This window comes from Faecalimonas hominis, from assembly GCF_054660755.1.
The window spans coordinates 19,796-37,360 of sequence record NZ_BAAHSH010000049.1; the positions used below are offsets into that span (position 1 = coordinate 19,796).

Below are 17,565 nucleotides of genomic sequence, written 5' to 3' on the forward strand. Positions count from 1 at the left end.
TGAGCTTAGAAAAAACACATATTTTAATTGTGTTTTTACGCCTTGTTTTGCACCTGAGAGTGATTTGCAGAACTGATGGGGTAAGTGATAATAAAACTTTCTAACGAAACTAAATACAATTTCGCAAAAGATGTACAATATTTGGCGAAAACATATTATTTTACGAAAGGGACATGTATGGAAAAAAAGATTGTGGCAATCCGATATTATAATGTATGGTTCTATTTGCATGTCAATTCAGAGCAGGATATGGTAAAAATCTCATATTTGACAGATAGAATTGATGCTGGAGAACAGATGGTAATGAAAGATATTTATCAATGGTGTCAGGGACATGGAATAAAATATAATTCAAAATTTGTATATAGAAAAGAGTTTTCCATTTGGGCAAATTTATGGAATTTATATTCATATGTACGTGCAAAAAAGAAATAGATATATTGCTTTCATAAAACAGTCATATTGTAAATTGTTTTAAATAGAAGCGGATTGTGTTCATATAAAACACGATCCGTTTTGCTATTCATTTTGCTCATAATCTGTTAAAATATATACATAAAAATGGAACTGTAGTTGGAGTATAGAAAAGCCTATGGATAATTTAACTAAAGAACAACGTCATAAAAATATGAAAAATATAAAGAGTAAAGATACAAAAATAGAGGTTGTACTTAGAAAAGAATTATGGCATCGCGGATATCGTTATAGGAAAAATTATAATGAATTACCGGGAAAGCCAGATATTGTTTTAACCAAGCAGAAAATTGTGATTTTTTGTGATTCTGAATTTTTTCATGGTAAAGATTGGGAAGTACTGAAACCAAGACTTGAGAAAGGTAATAATGCAAACTACTGGTTGAAAAAAATAGAACGCAATATTACCAGAGATCAGGAAATTAATCAACAGTTAAATTTTTTAGGGTGGACAGTAGTTCGTTTTTGGGGAAAAGAAATATTAAATAATACTGATGAATGCATTAAAGTAATAGAAGAAACTATATTTGAATCAACATGTAATAGCTTGGAGGAAGATTGGGATGGAAATTAATTTTGAACATAAAAATGATATCGGGATATTTATAAAAGACAACATTGAGAATATAAATAATAGGATTTCGGATTTTAAGGACTTATCAAATTATGGAGTTGATTTTGATGATACAGATATAAAGAGGCATTTATCTGAAAAATTGAATTCCGAATCACAAGAAACGATAGAAGCTCTTATTAAAAGATTTGAAGAATTAGGAGCTCAGAAAAATCAAATTGTTACTGTTTCAAATGAGTATGTTTTATATAAAAAAGATGTTGAAAGATTGATTGAAGCCGACACATTTAGACAATTACAAATGGAAAATTCAGAAGAGTTGCAAAATGCAATAGTATCAACGATACTAGATAATTCAGAACTGGTGGAAACAAAGAAAAAATTTATAAAAAGAGCTTTAAAAAATATTACCCGAAAAAGTTTATATTTATTATTACAGAATGGATTTCAAGTAAACATTAATCATTTGGAGAGTGGAACGATGACTGCAAATGGTGGGGATTCAGCACAATTTCTGTTTGTATCACGTGCTATTTTAGCAGGATTCAATTGTTCTAATGTTGATGTACGATCTAGTAGATATGATTCGGTAATTGATTATAAAGGACATATATTTAAAGTGCAAGTTAAAGGAATTAGTTCAGATACAATTAGTTTCAAAGATAGAGATCGTGGTGGAAGAGGAATAGACACTCATAATGAAAGAAATAGAGGTAAGAGGATTACTTCTCAGGATTGCGATTTATATGTAGCCGTAGACAAATTAGTGGGGTTATGCTATTTAATACCTATGAAAGAGATAGATCCTTGGTCAGATGAAGAAATAAAAAGTGTTAGTGTTAGTAAGCTGGGAGAGTATTTAGAAAACTGGGACGTGATTGAACGTTTATATCAGGAATTATAGTAAGAAAAATATTATTCTATGTTTTTTGAGATACCTGTGATAAAATGTACATAAACATATTTGAGGAAGGTGAGAGAAATGCCTATATACAATGAATTTGGTCATGTTACTATTGACGAGGCTAGGATTGATGAAACGTGTAATGCATATTTTAAATGGAAGGATTTAAATACATACATTTCAAACAATAGTCATAGAGGAATTAATATGCCAGATGCTATTAGTGAACCTATGGGATGCTATTGCCTAGATTTGCTTTGGAACAGGGGCGATGAAGTTGGAGATGCAACAGATCCTAGAACAGGGAAAAAAATTGAGTTTAAAGCGACATCACGTTTCGATGGAGATTTATCATCGTTTGGACCAAAATGTGTTTTCGATGATCTAGTTTTTTTACGTTTCAAACTTGATGAGAATTTATTATATATTTACGATCTGAAAATAGATTCTGAAGAGTTTGGAAAATATCCAGCCAATAAAAGTCAAACAATACAAGATCAAAAAAATCAAGGTCGAAGACCACATGTGAGTTTACAGACATTGTTTGTAGATGCACAAGGGCTTGAACCAGACATTATTTTTGATATTAGACGTTGCAGAATTATTAAAGATAATCGATAAATGATAGGCGGGAATTTATCCCGCCTATCATTTATAAATTATATTGCGGCGCGCCGCGATTTATGGTAAAATTGCAACTAGCGAATTAATAGGAGGAAATGAATAGTTATGTATAGTGTTGCATCATTTTTTGCAGGTGTTGGCGGCATTGATTTAGGATTTGAAGAAACAGGAGAGTTTCAAACAGTTTATGCAAATGAATTTGATAATTATGCGAGTGAAACTTTTGAATTAAATTTCCCAAAAGTAAAAGTTGATACCAGAGATATCCATATAGTTCCTACAGAGGATGTACCAAAGACGGATGTAATTATAGGAGGATTTCCCTGCCAAGCATTTTCAATAGCTGGATATAGAAAAGGTTTTGAGGATGAAAAAGGACGGGGGGAATTATTTTTTGAATTGGTAAGGATGCTCGAAGAAAAAAGACCAAGAGTAGCATTATTTGAGAATGTCAAAAATCTTGTAGGGCATGATAACGGAAACACTTTTCGAGTTATATGCGAGCAACTAGAAAATTTAGGATATCATTACACATATCAGGTTTTAAATGCTATGAATTATGGCAATATGGCTCAAAATCGAGAAAGAATATATATTGTGGCTTTTAGGGAAGCGGGAGATTTTAGTAAATTTCAATGGCCATTACCAGTACCATTGACAAAAACAGTAAAGGATATTATCGATTTCAAAGTAAAAGAGAACGAAAAATATTATTATACGGAAGGAAAGTACAAAGGCGATATTTATAAGTTACTGGTGGAAGCAACGAAAGATGATGATATAAATAATCCGGCAATATATCAGTGGCGAAGAAAATATGTAAGGCAGAATAAAAGTGGCGTAGTACCAACTTTAACAGCTAATCAGGGAGAAGGGGGACATAATGTGTGTATCATTAAGTCAAAATATGGCTTAAGAAAAATGACGCCGAGAGAATGTTTTAATACACAAGGATTTCCTAATAATTTCAAATTACCTAAACAAAGTGATGCACGCCTATATAAACAAGCTGGGAATTCAGTATGTGTTCCTGTAATTAATCGAATTGCAGAGGAAATATTGAAAGCGTTACAGTAATATTTTTTATGAGTTTAGAAGTGATGAAGGATTGACAAAAAGAACATGTGTTCGTATAATAAAAGTATCGCTACAGAAATACCAGGCAGGGAGTTGTTAAGCAGACCAATCAATATAGTTCCGGTATTGGAGGTGTAAATTAACAATGGAGTTAGAAGAGTACATTAAAGATGCTACGGATGAGGCAATGAGTGATTACATAAAATCTGAAAAGTATAAAGAACACAAGAAACAAATTAATGATTTATTACGGAACATGAGAGAAAATCTTTCATCAGAAAAAATGATTTTACTGAATCAGCTATTGGATGCAATATCGGTATGTGATGGAGCATTTGCATCAGAAGCGTATTTGCAGGGCGTTGTTGAAGGAATTGCGTTGTGCAAAAAGAAGATTAGATCTGTTTGAAAGAAAAGCTGATGCACACCTTGATGAAGGTAGTGCATCAGCTTTTTTCTATTCACTTTTATTGTCCAGTGTTTTATTTTTTAATGCAATTCCACTTACAACACCACGAAGATAGGCGGCGGAAGCAAAATCACTATGTTGTTGTCCCAAGACATTTACTAATCTGTTTAAGGTTGAAACTTGATCTGGGGTCAATTCGGAACGCAGAGAATATAGAAGTTTTTCGATTTCTTCTCCTTGTTGCTTGTATGTTTCGGTAGTCAGGTAATCTTTCATTTCATCGTCAATGGCATCTTTAATATATTCTTCAAGCATTTTAATACCTCCAAATGCTGCTGTGATATTTGCGGGTTACGTTATGCGAATATCATACTGTCAGCATCATCGGTATCCAGACCACGAATCTGGTTACGGTGAAGATACACATTTCGGAGTCGATATGAATAATTCCGAAATGATAAGGTGGCTGACTTGGCGATAGGAATGAATAAAACTGCTTTTATATATGCGTGCAGGGAGCAGCAGGATGAGCATCGATCCTCCTTTGTTCTGTGATATAAGAAATCATGCATGAAAGCGATTAAGCTCATTAGATGTTCATGGACTTTATCAATAAGCTCATCAATAACATTTTCTACAATTTCATAGACCAGTTTATGTAAGGCATCATGGATAACTTTTATAGAAAATGTGACTTCTTCGTTTGTTTTTTTAATAATCATCCGAGATTCTTCCATACGCTAAATTCACCTCTTTTCTTTGTTGAGTCAAAAACTCTATATATTGTAGTATGTATTATTATAATACACAATATATAGAGTTTCAAGGGTTAATTGTTATGCGGCTAATCCAAATAATTCTAACATTCGGATTTCGACTGGTTCGTAATCAGCGGGACCATATTGTAGCCACTTATGATAATAGCACATGGAATAGTATGCTGCTTGGATGGATAGGTCAAATTTAACTGCAACATCAATATAATCATCGCATTGTGCATAATGAATCAATGGTGGTGGCGCAATACTATATTTTGCAAAAAAGTTTGCTTCCGTTTCTGCGAGTTCACTCTCTTGGGTATGATCTAACCGGATATGCCCAATTTCATGAAGGATTGTCCAACGTTGGCGTTCGTGGCTGTTTTCATCATTATAAAAAATAACCCACATAAACATACCAGAGACTTTATCCTCTACTAACATATGAAAGCCATCCATACTGATGTTCATAGCGGTTACCAATTTTTTTCCCTTTAATTTAGAATAGGGAACTAATCGGTAATTTAGTCTTCTTGCAATTTCCATGCAGTCGATGGGGTATGTGGTTAATCCGCATTCTTCATACATATCGACTACATTTTCTTTAATGTTTTCATATTGAGAGTCGCTCAGATACAAAAAATCAGTCCTTTCTTAGTCATCTGGCTCAAGAAGGGCATTAATCAGTTCGTTTCTTTGTTTCCGAGTCATTTGGGATGCGTTACGTGCAATGAGTCGGTGGATTTTGTAATACTCACTCTCAAAATCGCCAACTTCTTCTGTACCTAATAAATAGTCGGAAGTTGTGTGTAATGCGGTGGAAATATTAGCGATGACAGGACCTTTGGGGGTACGATCATTGCTGATATAGCGAGACATGGAAACTTCGGTAACACCTACTTTTTCAGCCAATTCTCTTTGAGTCAAACCATTTTTTTCTAATAGTTCAGCAATCCTACCTCCTAATGTGTTTTCATTCATCTCTTAATTACCTCTTTCTAAATTGAATTTGCATATGCTCTGCAGGGCTCTTGCGGCTCTTGCGTCTTTGGCATTTTGCAGTGTATGGCTTCTCGTTTTTTGGGAATATTGTTTGTCAGCACTTTAGTTTATTGAAAAAATATATTCAATTTGGGAGTGTGCTATTACCGTTCCCGATGGTCGTTTAGCTCCAACTGGCTTGCTCTTATGACTGGCTCATTTTGTCCTTGCACTACAGCAATCATACAAATACTTCTTGCATTCTCTTTTGTGTAGTATAATATAAAATTTTAATCATAAAAAATAAAAAAGGAATACTGAACTATTTACCAAAAATATATCATAACTTACCATTTGTGTCAATCTAAAAAGATGAAATGCGTGAAAAAAGTAGTACTAAACCACGATTTAGCATTATGCAAAACTAAAAATAGGATTGACAACTTACCGATTGTTTAATATAATTCGGTTTATAAGATGAAGAAATGGAAGAAAAAGGAAATTATTTTTTTACACAATACTTACCAAATGGTTAAAAATTAAAACAAAAAATTTCCAAATAAAATCAAGAGGAGAGTGACATGATGAAAGAGAAAATGATGAGCATTCACTTACGGTGTCCGTGGTGTGAAGGAAGTGAAACATTAGCAGATGGAAAAGGAAAAGTAACGATATCAGTCCAGTGTCCAAAATGTAAACATATTTATAAAGCGGATTTAGATACTGGAAAGACCGAAAAATCAAAAGCGCAAATGCGACTCAAAAATAGAAGATAGAGCTGACTGATCGTCGGGGTTTATTATAACCACCATTAAGATCGGAGCAAGATTGTAATTTTACAGTCATGCTCCGATTTTTTTTATCACGATGTGTTTTTACTTTTTTGAAAAGCGAAACGGAGAATAAATACATAGAAAAACTTTTGCGAAAAAGTTTCAAATAGGAAATTACCCTTCCTATTTGAGTTCTATATTACAGACAGACGGAAAGGAAAGGAGGGAAAAAGCTGTGAGTGCAAACGAAAGAAGAGCAGAGATCATGAGAATCATGGTCGCACGAAGACAAGAGAATATGCAGGTTTTGGCTTCTGAGCTTGGCGTTTCAGATAGAACAATCCGAAATGATATCGTAGCACTTACAGCTGAGTATCCTCTGGAAACTTATAGAGGTAACGGAGGCGGTGTCCGTATCGCCGAATGGTATCACCCACATAAAAATATTATGTCGCAAGAGCAGATTTCTGTTTTGGAACAGTTAATGGAAAAAGCAGATGATGCACAGAAGAAGGTGCTAGACCAAATGCTCCGTGAATACGGCTCGAATAAGTACCGTCCTGCTGTTTAGGACAAGCCTAGTGACGACTTGGTGGTCCGTAAGTAGAAACTGTAAATTGACATATAGAGAAGAAAGGATAAAAGAAGATGAGTAAAAAGATTGCATATATCATTCATCCATTTAGGGATAACAAGGAAAGTAATGAAAAGAATATGAAGTTTATCGCAGCTGTTGCTGTTCGTTCCGGTACAGTTCCGATTGCAACTGCTTTGTATTTTCCACATTTTTTAAACGAAGAAGATGAAGCTGAGAGATTGGAAGGCATTGATTGTGGATTAACACTTATGGAGTGCTGTGATGAGGTGTGGCTGTTCGGTTTTAATATTTCTGAAGGGATGAAAATGGAATTGGACTGTGCAAGGGAATTGAAACTTCCGGTTCGTCTCTACGATATGCATATGAACCGTATCAATCTCAGGACACTTAAAGCAGATAAGAGAGTGACACCAGAATACAGGGATGCCATTCATCGTTTAAAACTTGTACGGTAGGTACTGAAAATGTTAGGGCAGGTAAACGCCTGTTACTTTCTGAAACCGGGTGACCGCTTGATGGTCATCCGGGCAAAAAGAAAACGGAAGGTAACGGTAGTGAAAGAGTATCCGTATCACATTCTTGTGGATGTTGGGATGTATAAGGAAAGTATCAACAAAATTGATGTGCTGACAGAAGATGTCAGGCTCATCCATCGATAGAAAGGATAACGATCATGAATAAAGGATTATTACAAATTGCGGAAGGTTTTGCAATGGTTGCAGAAGGCTATAGGAAAATGGCATCTGAAGGGATTGAAATTCCAAAAGATATTCAGACAGAGGAAAAGCCGGAAAAATCAAGTACACCGGAGAAAAAGATTTCTATTACAGAGGTCAGGGCTGTTATGGCAGAAAAATCCCGTGCAGGAAAAACGCAGGAAATCAAACAGCTATTGAAAGAGTTCGGTGCGGATAAGTTATCTTCAGTACCGGAAGAACGGTATGAAGAACTAATGAAAAGGGCGGAGGTGCTGTAATGGGGAAACATGCAAAATACTCGCCATCCAGCGGGTATCGGTATATGAATTGTCCTCCAGCTCTTTTGCTGGAGGAACAGTTCCCGGATGAAGAAAGTCCTTATTCTGCTGAAGGTACAGCAGGGCATAAGCTGGCGGAGCATCTGATAAAGAAGCATTTGAAGATTCGAAGCAGAAGACCAACTTCCGATTACTATAGCGATGAACTTTTGGAAGCTGTAGATGAATATGTTCAGTATGTGATTGAACAGATAGAAGAAGCAAAGGATATCTGCTCTGATCCGGTGTTTTCCGTGGAACAGAAAGTAGATTTGAGCTTTCATGTAAAGGATTGTTTTGGTACAGCGGACATGGTGATTGTTACGGATAAAAAGGTTCATATTATTGATCTGAAACTGGGAAAGGGCGTACAGGTGGATGCTGAAAATAATACGCAGTTGATGATTTATGGTTTGGGGATGTTGGATATAGCGGAGATGCTTTTTGATATTGAGACCATAGAACTTACCATCGTTCAGCCGAGAATCAGCCATTTTTCCACATGGGGAATCTCAGCAGAAGAACTGCATCAATGGGCAGAACAGGAATTTGAACCGAAAGCGAAAATGGCGTTGGACGGAGAAGGAGAATACAAAGCCGGGGAGTGGTGTCGTTTTTGCAAGGCGAGGTTTCAATGCAGGGCAAGAGCAGACGAGTATCTTCATTTGGCACAAATGGAATTTTCACAGCCAGCGTTACTATCGGATGAAGAAATTGCAGAAGTGTTGTCAAAAGCGGATGCACTAAAGAAGTGGGCAGAAGAAATTTACACTTATGCGCAGAACGAAGCAATCACGAATCGAAAAGAATGGCCGGGATTCAAACTGGTACTTGGAAGAAGCAACCGGAAATATACCGATGAAGAGGAAGTGGCGGAAGCTGCAAAGACAGCGGGCTATACCGATATTTACCGGACGAGTCTTATCAGCATTACAGAAATGGAAAAGCTGATGGGAAAAAAGAAATTTAATGAAATCTTGGGCAGTTATGTGTACAAGCCGGATGGGAAAGTCACATTGGTACCAGATTCAGATAAAAGAGAAGCAATTTATATTTCAACCGCAGAAGCGGATTTTAGTCAGGAGGATTAATGATTATGAGTACGAGAGTAAACAACACGAAAGTTATTATTTCAGCGAGAGCATCCTATCTTCACGCATTTGAGCCGGATTCCATCAATGGATCTGATCCGAAATATTCCGTTAGTCTGATTATCGATAAAAAAGACACGGATTTGATTGCAAAGATCAAGAAAGCAGTTGAACAGGCAAAAGAAGACGGGAAGTCAAAATGGGGAGGTAAAATCCCTGCAAATCTGAAATTACCACTTCGTGATGGAGATTTGGACAGGCCGGAAGATGAAGCCTATGCAGGAGCATATTTTATTAATGCGAATAGCAAACAGGCACCACAGGTAGTGGATAGAAATGTGCAGCCGATTTTGGATCAGGGTGAGCTGTATTCAGGATGTTATATCCGTGCTTCCGTTACTTTTTACGCATATAACAGTAACGGAAATAAAGGAATTGCGGCAGGACTTGGAAATATTCAGAAAGTTCGTGATGGAGAGCCACTTGGTTCCAGAATGAATGCAAAGGATGAATTCGATGCAGTAGACGGTGAGGATGATTTTCTGGCTTAAGAATAAACGGGGGCGGATTTCCGTCCCCTACATAAAAGGAGACGTAAGGATGGAAATATGGAAAGACATAAAAGGGCAGGAAGGCCGGTATCAGATCAGCAGTACAGGGAGACTTAGAAGAATGCCGAGATATGTAAAAGGGAAGAGTGGCTCGCTGCGGAGACTGCCAATGCAGACATTGGAGCTCACCTATGATGAGGTAAAGAAAATCAAAAGGAAGTTAGAAGAGGGAGAGCATGTGCTGAAGATTGCAGAGGAATTTAACATTTCAAGAAAAGTGGTAAGCAAAATTAAAAGCGGGAGGTCTTATGCATGGGTAGAACGTTAGCGATAGATATTGAAACATATTCGGATGTGGATCTGATTTCCTGCGGTGTATATAAGTACAGCAGTTCTCCCCATTTTGAAATTTTGCTGATTGCATATTCCGTAGATGATGAGGAAACGGTCTGCATTGACGTGGCGAACGGAGAAGAACCTCCGAAGGAATTTATTGAGATGTTATTTGATGATACCGTGACAAAAACAGCGTTTAATGCAAATTTTGAGAGAACCTGCTTTTCAAATTATTATCAGCATTCATTCAGACCAGAAGCGTGGAGATGTACGGCGGTACAGGCGGCCATGTTAGCCCTGCCTCTTTCATTGGAAGGAGTAGGTGCGGTTCTCGGATTGGACAAACAGAAAATGACGGAAGGAAAAGAATTGATTAAATATTTTTGCAGCCCGTGTAAAGCCACAAAATCAAATGGAGGAAGAACAAGAAATCTGCCGAAAGATGCACCGGAAAAATGGAGGCAGTTTAAAACATATTGTATTCGGGATGTTGATGTGGAAAAACAGATACGGCAGAGACTGACTAAATTTCCTATTCCGAAAAGGGAGCAGGAAATTTACTGTCTGGATCAGAGAATCAATGACCGTGGAATTATGGTGGATTGTAATCTTGTGAATCATGCGGTTGCTTGCGATCTTTTATATAAAGAAACCGCAACAGCGAGAGCCTATGAATTAACGGGATTGGAGAACCCTAACAGCGTGTCACTGTTGAAGCTTTGGCTTAAGGAAAAAGGCTTGGAGGTAGACTCTCTCGCAAAAGATACAGTAAAAGATTTGTCAATGAAAGCAGAGGGAGATGTGCAGGAAGTGTTAAAACTTAGGCTGGCAACTTCTAAGACTTCCGTAAAAAAATATGAAGCAATTGACCGTTCTGTATGCGCAGAAAATCGTGTTCATGGACTGTTACAGTTTTATGGGGCAAACCGGACCGGCAGATGGGCAGGAAGATTGGTGCAGATTCATAATCTTCCGCAGAATCATCTGCCGGATTTGGAACTGGCGAGAGCGTTGGTATCAGAAGGAAGATATGAAGAAGTGGAACTTTTCTATGAAAGCACTCCAAATGTACTGTCGGAACTAATCAGGACTGCTTTTGTGGCAAAGCCGGGATGCAGATTTATTATCAGCGACTATTCTGCGATTGAAGCCAGAGTACTGGCATGGCTTGCAGGAGAGGAATGGAGATTACAGGTATTTGAAACACATGGAAAAATATACGAGGCTTCTGCATCCGCAATGTTTCATGTACCGATAGAAAAAATTACAAAAACCTCACCACTCAGGCAGAAAGGAAAGATCAGCGAACTTGCATTGGGATATGGAGGTGCAGTTGGAGCATTGACATCGATGGGTGCTTTAAAAATGGGACTGACGGAAGAAGAACTTCCGGGACTTGTGAGTACATGGAGAAGTGCGAATCCTCATATTACAGCATTTTGGTGGGCGGTTGATGATGCTGCGATAACGGCAGTACGGGATAAAAAAACATCTAGAGTAGGAAGGGTATCATTTGAATATAAAAGCGGGATTTTATTTGTCACGCTTCCGTCAGGACGAAAACTTTCTTATGTGAAGCCACGGATGATGCAGAATAAATTCGGCAGGGAAGGACTGACATATGAGGGAATCGGGGAATCCAAGAAATGGATGCGCTTGGAAACATACGGTCCAAAGCTGGTCGAAAATATTGTGCAGGCAGCAAGCAGGGATATTTTAGCGGAAGCGATGCTCCGCTTGGAAAAAGAAGGATTTGATATTGTGTGTCATGTTCATGATGAGGTGGTTTTAGAAGTGCCTGATGGGAAATCTTCCGTGGAAGAAGTGAATGAAATCATGGCAGTCAATCCGGTATGGACAGAAGGACTTCCATTAAAAGCAGCCGGATTTGAAAGTCCATTTTATAAAAAGGATTAGGAGGAGATGCAGAATGAAGATTGCGGTGTCTACGGGGAACTCCCGTATGGATAAAAAATGGAATCTGACAGAAATGGAACTTGAGGATTTTAGAGAACGGATTTCCAAGACACAACGTACTGCGGAAACAATGGAACAGTATCGGAAAATGAAGAAGTCGCAACAGGACGATATTAAAGATGTCGGCGGTTTTGTGCTTGGGAGATTAAAAGGTGGGAGAAGAAAGAAGGATTGTGTAATCTCCAGATCCGCTTTGACGTTAGATATGGATTATGCAGTTGCAGATATTGGGGATCAGTTGGAATTGTTTTTTTCATTTCAATGCTATCTGTATTCCACCCATAAACATACACCGGAAAAACCGAGACTTCGTTTGATTATTCCATTGTCCCATGAAATATCGCCGGATGAATATATGGCTGTCAGCCGGAAGGTAGCTGAAGAAATAGGAATGGAACTGTTTGATGATACAACGTATGAACCAAGCCGATTGATGTATTGGCCATCCACATCTTCCGATGGAGAGTTTATCTTTCAGGAAATTAAGGGTGAGCTTTTGAAACCGGAAGATGTACTGGCACTATATACAGATTGGAAAGATGTCAGTTCATGGCCGGTATCTATCCGTCAAAGGATAATTGTGCAGAAAAGTCTCAAAAAACAAGAGAATCCATTGGAAAAGAGAGGCATTATTGGGGCGTTCAATCGGACATTTACCATTCAGCAGGCAATTGATGCTTTCATTCCGGATGTATATCAGCCAAGCGAGATGGCAGGAAGATATGATTACATTCCGGCGGATTCTTCTGCGGGAGTGGTGATTTATGATGATGTGTTTGCGTATAGTCATCATGCTACTGATCCGGCATGCGGAAAACTTATGAATGCGTTTGATGTAGTAAGGATTCATAAGTTTGGAAATTTAGATGAAAAAGTGACGGAAGAAATAGAAACTACCAAACTCCCTTCTTTTAAGGCTATGCAGGATTTCGCATCAGAAAATGAAGCAGTACGCCAGACGTTATCCAAAGAACGGGAAGAATCAGCACGGCTGGATTTTGCGGAAGAAGATTGGAAGATGCAATTGGAGTATAACAGACAGGGAATGGTAGTGAATAATCTGAGAAATTTGTTGTTGATTTTAAATAATGACGAAAAGTTGAAATCAATCGTGTTTAATCAGTTATCAGATGGTATGGAAATCAAAGGGGAAGTTCCGTGGAATCATCCATCAAAATTTTGGAGAGATGCGGATGATGCACAGTTAATTTCCTATATTGATTTGAATTATGGAAACTTTTCTGCAAGAAATTATGACATTGCGGTTTCAAAAGTAACTGATGATCGTTCCTATCATCCCATTAAAGAATTTTTAGCGGCTTTGCCGGAGTGGGATGAAATTCCGAGAGTGGATACTTTATTGGTGGATTTTCTTGGAGCAGCCGACAATGCCTATGTTCGTGCGGTTACAAGGAAAACATTGGTGGCGGCGATAGCAAGGGTAATGAATCCGGGATGTAAGTTTGACACGATGCTCGTGTTGTCCGGACCGCAAGGAAAAGGAAAATCTACGTTGATTGCAAAACTTTGTGGAGAGTGGTTCAACGATTCCCTTCTTCTTTCAGACACAAAGGACAAGACTGCAGCAGAGAAACTACAGGGATATTGGATTTTGGAAATTGGGGAACTCGCAGGATTAAAGAAAACGGACATTGAAACGCTGAGAGGATTTTTGTCAAGACAAAACGATATTTACCGTGCCGCTTTTGGGCGCAGGGCAACTCCCCATCCAAGACAATGTGTGTTTATCGGGACAACGAATGCGGACACTTATCTTAGGGTTATTACGGGCAACCGAAGATTTTGGCCGGTAAAAACACCGGGAGGAACCGGAAGGGGTTCTTGGGAGATTACTAAAGATGAAGTGGAACAGATCTGGGCAGAAGCGTTGCACTACTACAAAGATGGAGAAACCATTCATCTTCCGAAAGAGCTGGAACCAATCGCAGTCCATGAACAGAAAGAAGCGATGGAACAGGATGAGAGAGAGGGAACGATCCGTGATTATTTGGATATGCTTCTGCCGGAAGGTTGGGATTCCATGACTTTGTATGAGCGCCGGAATTTTATCAATGGTTCGGAATTTGAAGGAAGCCATAAGGTGGGAGTGAATCGGAGAACCCGTGTCTGTAATATGGAAATTTGGTGTGAGTGTTTTGGAAAAGAACGCGGCAATTTGAAACGTCAGGATGCGAATGAGATTGCTGCGATTATGAGTAATATCGAGGGATGGAAACGCCCGGAAGGAAAGATGCGTTTTTCTATTTACGGAGTCGTGAAGGGTTATGTCCGTGAGGAAGAATAACGGCAATTTATCGGAAACAATCGGCAATATGTAGCCCTTTACGGAAGTTGCCATTGCCGATGAGGTATCCGAAAAAAGAGGGGAATGGAAACATAAAAATCTTAGAATTTACAAGGAAAACAGACAGAAGTTTCCTATGTTGCCGATAGTATCTTAAATAATAAAAAATATAGAATATCGCTTTGTATGTGCGTGTAAAATGCGTGTTGCGTCATATACGCGCGAAATAGGGATGTTCGGAAACGGAGTAAAAAATGGTATTAGAAAAAAGCATAGAGCAGAAGTTAAGAACGGAGACAAAAAAGATGGGAGGCTGGGCGGTAAAGTTCAGCTCTCCCGGTTTGGATGGGATGCCCGACCGCTTGGTATTGTTCCCCGGTGGAAAGTTGGGATTTGTGGAACTGAAAGCACCGGGAAAAAAGATGAGACCACTTCAGGAAAAGAGAAAGCGGACATTGGAAGAACTGGGGTTTTTGGTATTCTGCGTAGATAGTAAGGAAATGATTGGAGGAGTGCTGCATGAAATACGAACCTTATGAATATCAATCGTACGCTTCAAGGTTTATTTTAGAACATCCTTATTGCGGATTGATTTTAGATATGGGACTTGGAAAGACAGTAATCACGCTTACGGCATTATTTGCATTGGCATTGGATTACTTTACAGCGGGGAAAATTCTTGTCATAGCACCTAAAAGGGTAGCGGAAGATACTTGGCCGAAAGAATTAAAAAAATGGGAACATCTTATAGGGATGAAAGCAAGTCTGGTAATGGGAACAAAAAAGCAGAGAGAACAGGCATTGGCAGAAGATGCCGATATTTATATTATCAACAGGGAAAATGTGGTGTGGCTGGTAGAGAATTATCGTTGGGATTTCAGTACGGTAGTAATTGATGAACTGTCTTCTTTTAAATCCAGTAAGGCTCAGAGATTTAAAGCATTAAAACGTGTGAGACCGCAAGTTTCCAGAGTGATCGGATTGACAGGAACCCCATCTCCGAATGGATTGTTGGACTTATGGCCACAAATGTATTTGTTAGATATGGGGCAGAGGCTTGGAAGATATATAGGCGGTTACAGAGAACGCTTCTTTTTACCGGACAAAAGAAATCGTGAGATTATTTATTCGTATAAACCGAAACAGGGTGCGGAAGAAAAAATCTATAGTCTTATAAGTGATATTTGTATTTCCATGAAGGCGGCCGATTATCTGAATATGCCGGAGCGGATAGAGAACCGTGTGGAAGTGAGTATGAATGCCAAAGAAGAAAAATTGTATCAGTCATTTGAAAGAGATATGGTTCTTTCCATAGGCGAGGAAGAACTGGATGCCATGAATGCAGCGGCACTTTCCAATAAATTATTACAGATGGCAAATGGTGCTGTTTATGGAGAAGATAAAAAAGTGATTTCTATTCATGACAGGAAATTGGATGCTTTGGAAGACTTGGTGGAAGCTGCAAATGGGAAACCGATATTGGTAGCGTATTGGTATAAGCATGATCTCATGAGGATATTGAAGCGTTTTCCAGAAGCCAGAGTGATTGATACTTCAAAGGACATAACGGACTGGAATCATGGTGAAATTGCGATTGGATTGATTCATCCCGCATCAGCCGGACACGGACTGAATCTTCAAGAAGGAGGATGTACTATCGTGTGGTTTGGATTGACATGGTCGTTGGAATTATATCAGCAGATGAATGCCAGACTTTGGAGACAGGGGCAGAAACATACCGTGGTTATACATCATCTGATTACGAAGGGAACACACGATGAAGATGTCATGAAAGCGTTGGAGAAGAAGGAAACTGGACAGTCCGCATTGATTCATGCAGTACGGGCGAGGATTGGAGGAATGTGACATGACAGCAGAAAGGATGTTTAAGGAATATAAGAATTTGAAGAAGGAACAGGGAATTTTACTTTTTCAGTTGGGACAATTCATCGGGATTGAGGAATCAGATGTTATCGATTCCATGATGTTCGGTCATGCTGATGACAATGACAGGGTACAGACAAGCAATCGATCAGATAAAACTGCATCCGTTGCAATAAATTATAAAAGTGTGATGGATCGGGAAAATGATGAATGGTTTGAGTTTCTTTGGAACAGATATCAGGCAGTTGTAGAAGAACTGAAATTTTTTGAACATAGTGTTGCGAGTTTGGATGGGATTCTGCCGGAACTGGTAATGGATTTGGTACGAGGAGAGCTTACATGGGAAACAATGGAACAAAAATATAATGTAAGTCATGCCATGATTGGAAAATACAGGAAAGCAGCAATGAAGGAACTGGATTTTTTGTACGAGCTTCGTGATAAACAGACGGAAGCCTTTATTTTGGGATAAGGAGGACATAAAGAAATGTGCAGACGAGGCGAAATTTATAATGTGGATTTTGGAAATAATGAAAATTCGTATAAACAGTGTGGTGTCCGTCCAGCTCTAGTCGTGAGTAATAACAGGGCAAATGAAAACTCTCCGGTGGTAACGGTTGTACCATTGACTGCGAGGGTGTGGAAGAAAAAATATCTTCCAACCCACGTACAGATACCATTAAAAGCAAGTGTTGGATTATCAAAACCAAGCATGGCATTAGCTGAACAGGTGGAGACTTTGGATAAGAATCAATTACTGGAGAAGCTGGGAGAGGTTTACGATGAGATGGTCATGCAACAGATTACGATTGCCCTTCAGATACAGATAGGGGTTTATGCAGAATATAATTGACGAATGTAACAGCGGGTCTATGTAGATACCGCTGTTCGTGTTATAATGAGATAAATGGGGAGGAGAAGGATGGAAGGAAAAAATTATTGGAGATTACGGCGTTTTTCATTGTTTTATAAATACTATGCGTTTGTAGATACTGAAGAATATCTTGGAGATCAGTTATTTATTCAGCAGAAAGTTGAGGTTTCTTTTGGAAAAGAATTTGGAAAAAAGGGAAATGATTACCTGATTATTTTTTGTAAAGTAAGAAAAAAAGATGAGAAAAATTTCCTAAAGGCATTAGATGAATTGGAGAAAAAAATGCTGTTAATGGGGCATCATGACTACCCTGCTTTTTGTGAGAAGCTGAAATTTCAGATGCCGGGAGAGAAGGTGTAG

Annotated in this window: 24 protein-coding genes; 20 read left to right on the forward strand and 4 right to left on the reverse strand. The window is 38.4% G+C overall.

All coding sequences use genetic code 11. The features are described from left to right. The first annotated feature begins 177 nt into the window (after positions 1-177). The 6 genes from ACYQ35_RS09115 to ACYQ35_RS09140 all read left to right on the forward strand — a co-directional run bounded on the left by ACYQ35_RS09115 (position 178) and on the right by ACYQ35_RS09140 (position 4,062). Positions 178-435, forward strand: coding sequence for a hypothetical protein (locus ACYQ35_RS09115; RefSeq protein WP_373152619.1), 258 nt, complete (start codon positions 178-180; stop codon positions 433-435). Positions 436-592: 157 nt separating this feature from the next. Further along, complete coding sequence (locus ACYQ35_RS09120) at positions 593-1,048, forward strand: very short patch repair endonuclease (protein WP_373152618.1); 456 nt, start codon at positions 593-595, stop codon at positions 1,046-1,048. After that, on the forward strand, positions 1,038-1,952 hold the full coding sequence (locus tag ACYQ35_RS09125) for a group I intron-associated PD-(D/E)XK endonuclease (RefSeq protein WP_373152617.1): 915 nt from the start codon (positions 1,038-1,040) through the stop codon (positions 1,950-1,952). Before ACYQ35_RS09120 ends, ACYQ35_RS09125 begins: the two co-directional genes overlap by 11 nt. Positions 1,953-2,030: 78 nt before the next feature. Further along, complete coding sequence (locus ACYQ35_RS09130) at positions 2,031-2,573, forward strand: Bsp6I family type II restriction endonuclease (protein ID WP_156341923.1); 543 nt, start codon at positions 2,031-2,033, stop codon at positions 2,571-2,573. 108 nt (positions 2,574-2,681) lie between these two features. Then, the gene (gene dcm / locus ACYQ35_RS09135; protein ID WP_156341924.1) at positions 2,682-3,653 is read left to right on the forward strand and encodes a DNA cytosine methyltransferase; all 972 of its coding nucleotides are present in this window, start codon (positions 2,682-2,684) and stop codon (positions 3,651-3,653) included. Positions 3,654-3,798: 145 nt separating this feature from the next. Continuing rightward, positions 3,799-4,062 carry a hypothetical protein gene (locus ACYQ35_RS09140; protein ID WP_195583269.1) on the forward strand — a complete coding sequence of 88 codons (264 nt, stop codon included), beginning with the start codon at positions 3,799-3,801 and terminating at the stop codon, positions 4,060-4,062. A gap of 48 nt (positions 4,063-4,110) precedes the next feature. Here the strand turns inward: ACYQ35_RS09140 and ACYQ35_RS09145 are convergent, their stop codons facing one another. From ACYQ35_RS09145 to ACYQ35_RS09160, 4 genes are all read right to left on the reverse strand, one after another. After that, positions 4,111-4,377, reverse strand: coding sequence for a hypothetical protein (locus ACYQ35_RS09145; RefSeq protein WP_055179925.1), 267 nt, complete (start codon positions 4,375-4,377; stop codon positions 4,111-4,113). Positions 4,378-4,418: 41 nt separating this feature from the next. After that, entirely contained in the window at positions 4,419-4,784 is a 366-nt protein-coding gene (locus ACYQ35_RS09150; RefSeq protein WP_459832624.1) for a hypothetical protein, read from the reverse strand. A 114-nt stretch (positions 4,785-4,898) separates the two neighbouring features. Continuing rightward, a complete protein-coding gene (locus tag ACYQ35_RS09155; RefSeq protein ID WP_459832628.1) occupies positions 4,899-5,459 on the reverse strand; it encodes an ImmA/IrrE family metallo-endopeptidase in 561 nt (186 codons plus the stop codon). 15 nt (positions 5,460-5,474) lie between these two features. Further along, on the reverse strand, positions 5,475-5,801 hold the full coding sequence (locus tag ACYQ35_RS09160) for a helix-turn-helix domain-containing protein (protein ID WP_459832631.1): 327 nt from the start codon (positions 5,799-5,801) through the stop codon (positions 5,475-5,477). Positions 5,802-6,382: 581 nt separating this feature from the next. On the opposite strand from ACYQ35_RS09160, the gene ACYQ35_RS09165 reads away from it, so the two are divergent. From ACYQ35_RS09165 to ACYQ35_RS09230, 14 genes are all read left to right on the forward strand, one after another. Further along, positions 6,383-6,577 (forward strand): hypothetical protein, encoded by a 195-nt coding sequence (locus tag ACYQ35_RS09165; protein ID WP_009262627.1) that lies wholly within the window; start codon positions 6,383-6,385, stop codon positions 6,575-6,577. Positions 6,578-6,809: 232 nt separating this feature from the next. Further along, positions 6,810-7,145, forward strand: coding sequence for an HTH domain-containing protein (locus tag ACYQ35_RS09170; protein WP_009262626.1), 336 nt, complete (start codon positions 6,810-6,812; stop codon positions 7,143-7,145). Positions 7,146-7,222: 77 nt separating this feature from the next. Then, on the forward strand, positions 7,223-7,627 hold the full coding sequence (locus ACYQ35_RS09175; protein WP_368444980.1) for a DUF7768 domain-containing protein: 405 nt from the start codon (positions 7,223-7,225) through the stop codon (positions 7,625-7,627). A gap of 218 nt (positions 7,628-7,845) precedes the next feature. Next, a complete protein-coding gene (locus tag ACYQ35_RS09180; RefSeq protein ID WP_459832637.1) occupies positions 7,846-8,148 on the forward strand; it encodes a hypothetical protein in 303 nt (100 codons plus the stop codon). Then, positions 8,148-9,278, forward strand: coding sequence for a DUF2800 domain-containing protein (locus ACYQ35_RS09185; RefSeq protein WP_459832642.1), 1,131 nt, complete (start codon positions 8,148-8,150; stop codon positions 9,276-9,278). The genes ACYQ35_RS09180 and ACYQ35_RS09185 overlap by 1 nt, the downstream gene beginning before the upstream one ends. A gap of 5 nt (positions 9,279-9,283) precedes the next feature. Next, complete coding sequence (locus ACYQ35_RS09190) at positions 9,284-9,829, forward strand: DUF2815 family protein (protein ID WP_459832645.1); 546 nt, start codon at positions 9,284-9,286, stop codon at positions 9,827-9,829. Between the two features lie 49 nt (positions 9,830-9,878). After that, complete coding sequence (locus ACYQ35_RS09195) at positions 9,879-10,157, forward strand: NUMOD4 domain-containing protein (protein ID WP_244342631.1); 279 nt, start codon at positions 9,879-9,881, stop codon at positions 10,155-10,157. Next, positions 10,142-12,082, forward strand: coding sequence for a DNA polymerase (locus ACYQ35_RS09200; RefSeq protein ID WP_459832649.1), 1,941 nt, complete (start codon positions 10,142-10,144; stop codon positions 12,080-12,082). The genes ACYQ35_RS09195 and ACYQ35_RS09200 overlap by 16 nt, the downstream gene beginning before the upstream one ends. A gap of 13 nt (positions 12,083-12,095) precedes the next feature. Then, positions 12,096-14,447, forward strand: coding sequence for a virulence-associated E family protein (locus ACYQ35_RS09205; RefSeq protein WP_459832654.1), 2,352 nt, complete (start codon positions 12,096-12,098; stop codon positions 14,445-14,447). 254 nt (positions 14,448-14,701) lie between these two features. Beyond that, positions 14,702-14,986, forward strand: a complete 285-nt coding sequence (locus tag ACYQ35_RS09210) for a VRR-NUC domain-containing protein (protein WP_156341934.1) — start codon at positions 14,702-14,704, stop codon at positions 14,984-14,986. Continuing rightward, a complete protein-coding gene (locus ACYQ35_RS09215; protein ID WP_156341935.1) occupies positions 14,967-16,313 on the forward strand; it encodes an SNF2-related protein in 1,347 nt (448 codons plus the stop codon). Before ACYQ35_RS09210 ends, ACYQ35_RS09215 begins: the two co-directional genes overlap by 20 nt. A 1-nt stretch (position 16,314) precedes the next feature. Continuing rightward, positions 16,315-16,803 carry a hypothetical protein gene (locus ACYQ35_RS09220; RefSeq protein WP_459832671.1) on the forward strand — a complete coding sequence of 163 codons (489 nt, stop codon included), beginning with the start codon at positions 16,315-16,317 and terminating at the stop codon, positions 16,801-16,803. A 15-nt stretch (positions 16,804-16,818) separates the two neighbouring features. Then, entirely contained in the window at positions 16,819-17,184 is a 366-nt protein-coding gene (locus ACYQ35_RS09225; protein WP_009262614.1) for a type II toxin-antitoxin system PemK/MazF family toxin, read from the forward strand. Between the two features lie 69 nt (positions 17,185-17,253). Beyond that, on the forward strand, positions 17,254-17,565 hold the full coding sequence (locus tag ACYQ35_RS09230; protein ID WP_117468116.1) for a hypothetical protein: 312 nt from the start codon (positions 17,254-17,256) through the stop codon (positions 17,563-17,565).

Excerpts from the sequence above, each read along its gene's own strand:
- ACYQ35_RS09185 (WP_459832642.1), top strand. The coding sequence starts at position 8,148 with ATGGGGAAACATGCAAAATACTCGCCATCCAGCGGGTATCGGTATATG.
- ACYQ35_RS09215 (WP_156341935.1), top strand. The coding sequence starts at position 14,967 with ATGAAATACGAACCTTATGAATATCAATCGTACGCTTCAAGGTTTATT.
- ACYQ35_RS09180 (WP_459832637.1), top strand. The coding sequence starts at position 7,846 with ATGAATAAAGGATTATTACAAATTGCGGAAGGTTTTGCAATGGTTGCA.
- ACYQ35_RS09165 (WP_009262627.1), top strand. The coding sequence starts at position 6,383 with ATGATGAAAGAGAAAATGATGAGCATTCACTTACGGTGTCCGTGGTGT.
- ACYQ35_RS09140 (WP_195583269.1), top strand. The coding sequence starts at position 3,799 with ATGGAGTTAGAAGAGTACATTAAAGATGCTACGGATGAGGCAATGAGT.
- ACYQ35_RS09205 (WP_459832654.1), top strand. The coding sequence starts at position 12,096 with ATGAAGATTGCGGTGTCTACGGGGAACTCCCGTATGGATAAAAAATGG.
- ACYQ35_RS09200 (WP_459832649.1), top strand. The coding sequence starts at position 10,142 with ATGGGTAGAACGTTAGCGATAGATATTGAAACATATTCGGATGTGGAT.
- ACYQ35_RS09230 (WP_117468116.1), top strand. The coding sequence starts at position 17,254 with ATGGAAGGAAAAAATTATTGGAGATTACGGCGTTTTTCATTGTTTTAT.
- ACYQ35_RS09175 (WP_368444980.1), top strand. The coding sequence starts at position 7,223 with ATGAGTAAAAAGATTGCATATATCATTCATCCATTTAGGGATAACAAG.
- ACYQ35_RS09115 (WP_373152619.1), top strand. The coding sequence starts at position 178 with ATGGAAAAAAAGATTGTGGCAATCCGATATTATAATGTATGGTTCTAT.
- ACYQ35_RS09150 (WP_459832624.1), bottom strand. The coding sequence starts at position 4,784 with ATGATTATTAAAAAAACAAACGAAGAAGTCACATTTTCTATAAAAGTT.
- ACYQ35_RS09220 (WP_459832671.1), top strand. The coding sequence starts at position 16,315 with ATGACAGCAGAAAGGATGTTTAAGGAATATAAGAATTTGAAGAAGGAA.
- ACYQ35_RS09145 (WP_055179925.1), bottom strand. The coding sequence starts at position 4,377 with ATGCTTGAAGAATATATTAAAGATGCCATTGACGATGAAATGAAAGAT.
- ACYQ35_RS09120 (WP_373152618.1), top strand. The coding sequence starts at position 593 with ATGGATAATTTAACTAAAGAACAACGTCATAAAAATATGAAAAATATA.
- ACYQ35_RS09125 (WP_373152617.1), top strand. The coding sequence starts at position 1,038 with ATGGAAATTAATTTTGAACATAAAAATGATATCGGGATATTTATAAAA.
- ACYQ35_RS09225 (WP_009262614.1), top strand. The coding sequence starts at position 16,819 with ATGTGCAGACGAGGCGAAATTTATAATGTGGATTTTGGAAATAATGAA.
- ACYQ35_RS09130 (WP_156341923.1), top strand. The coding sequence starts at position 2,031 with ATGCCTATATACAATGAATTTGGTCATGTTACTATTGACGAGGCTAGG.
- ACYQ35_RS09160 (WP_459832631.1), bottom strand. The coding sequence starts at position 5,801 with ATGAATGAAAACACATTAGGAGGTAGGATTGCTGAACTATTAGAAAAA.
- ACYQ35_RS09190 (WP_459832645.1), top strand. The coding sequence starts at position 9,284 with ATGAGTACGAGAGTAAACAACACGAAAGTTATTATTTCAGCGAGAGCA.
- dcm (WP_156341924.1), top strand. The coding sequence starts at position 2,682 with ATGTATAGTGTTGCATCATTTTTTGCAGGTGTTGGCGGCATTGATTTA.
- ACYQ35_RS09195 (WP_244342631.1), top strand. The coding sequence starts at position 9,879 with ATGGAAATATGGAAAGACATAAAAGGGCAGGAAGGCCGGTATCAGATC.
- ACYQ35_RS09210 (WP_156341934.1), top strand. The coding sequence starts at position 14,702 with ATGGTATTAGAAAAAAGCATAGAGCAGAAGTTAAGAACGGAGACAAAA.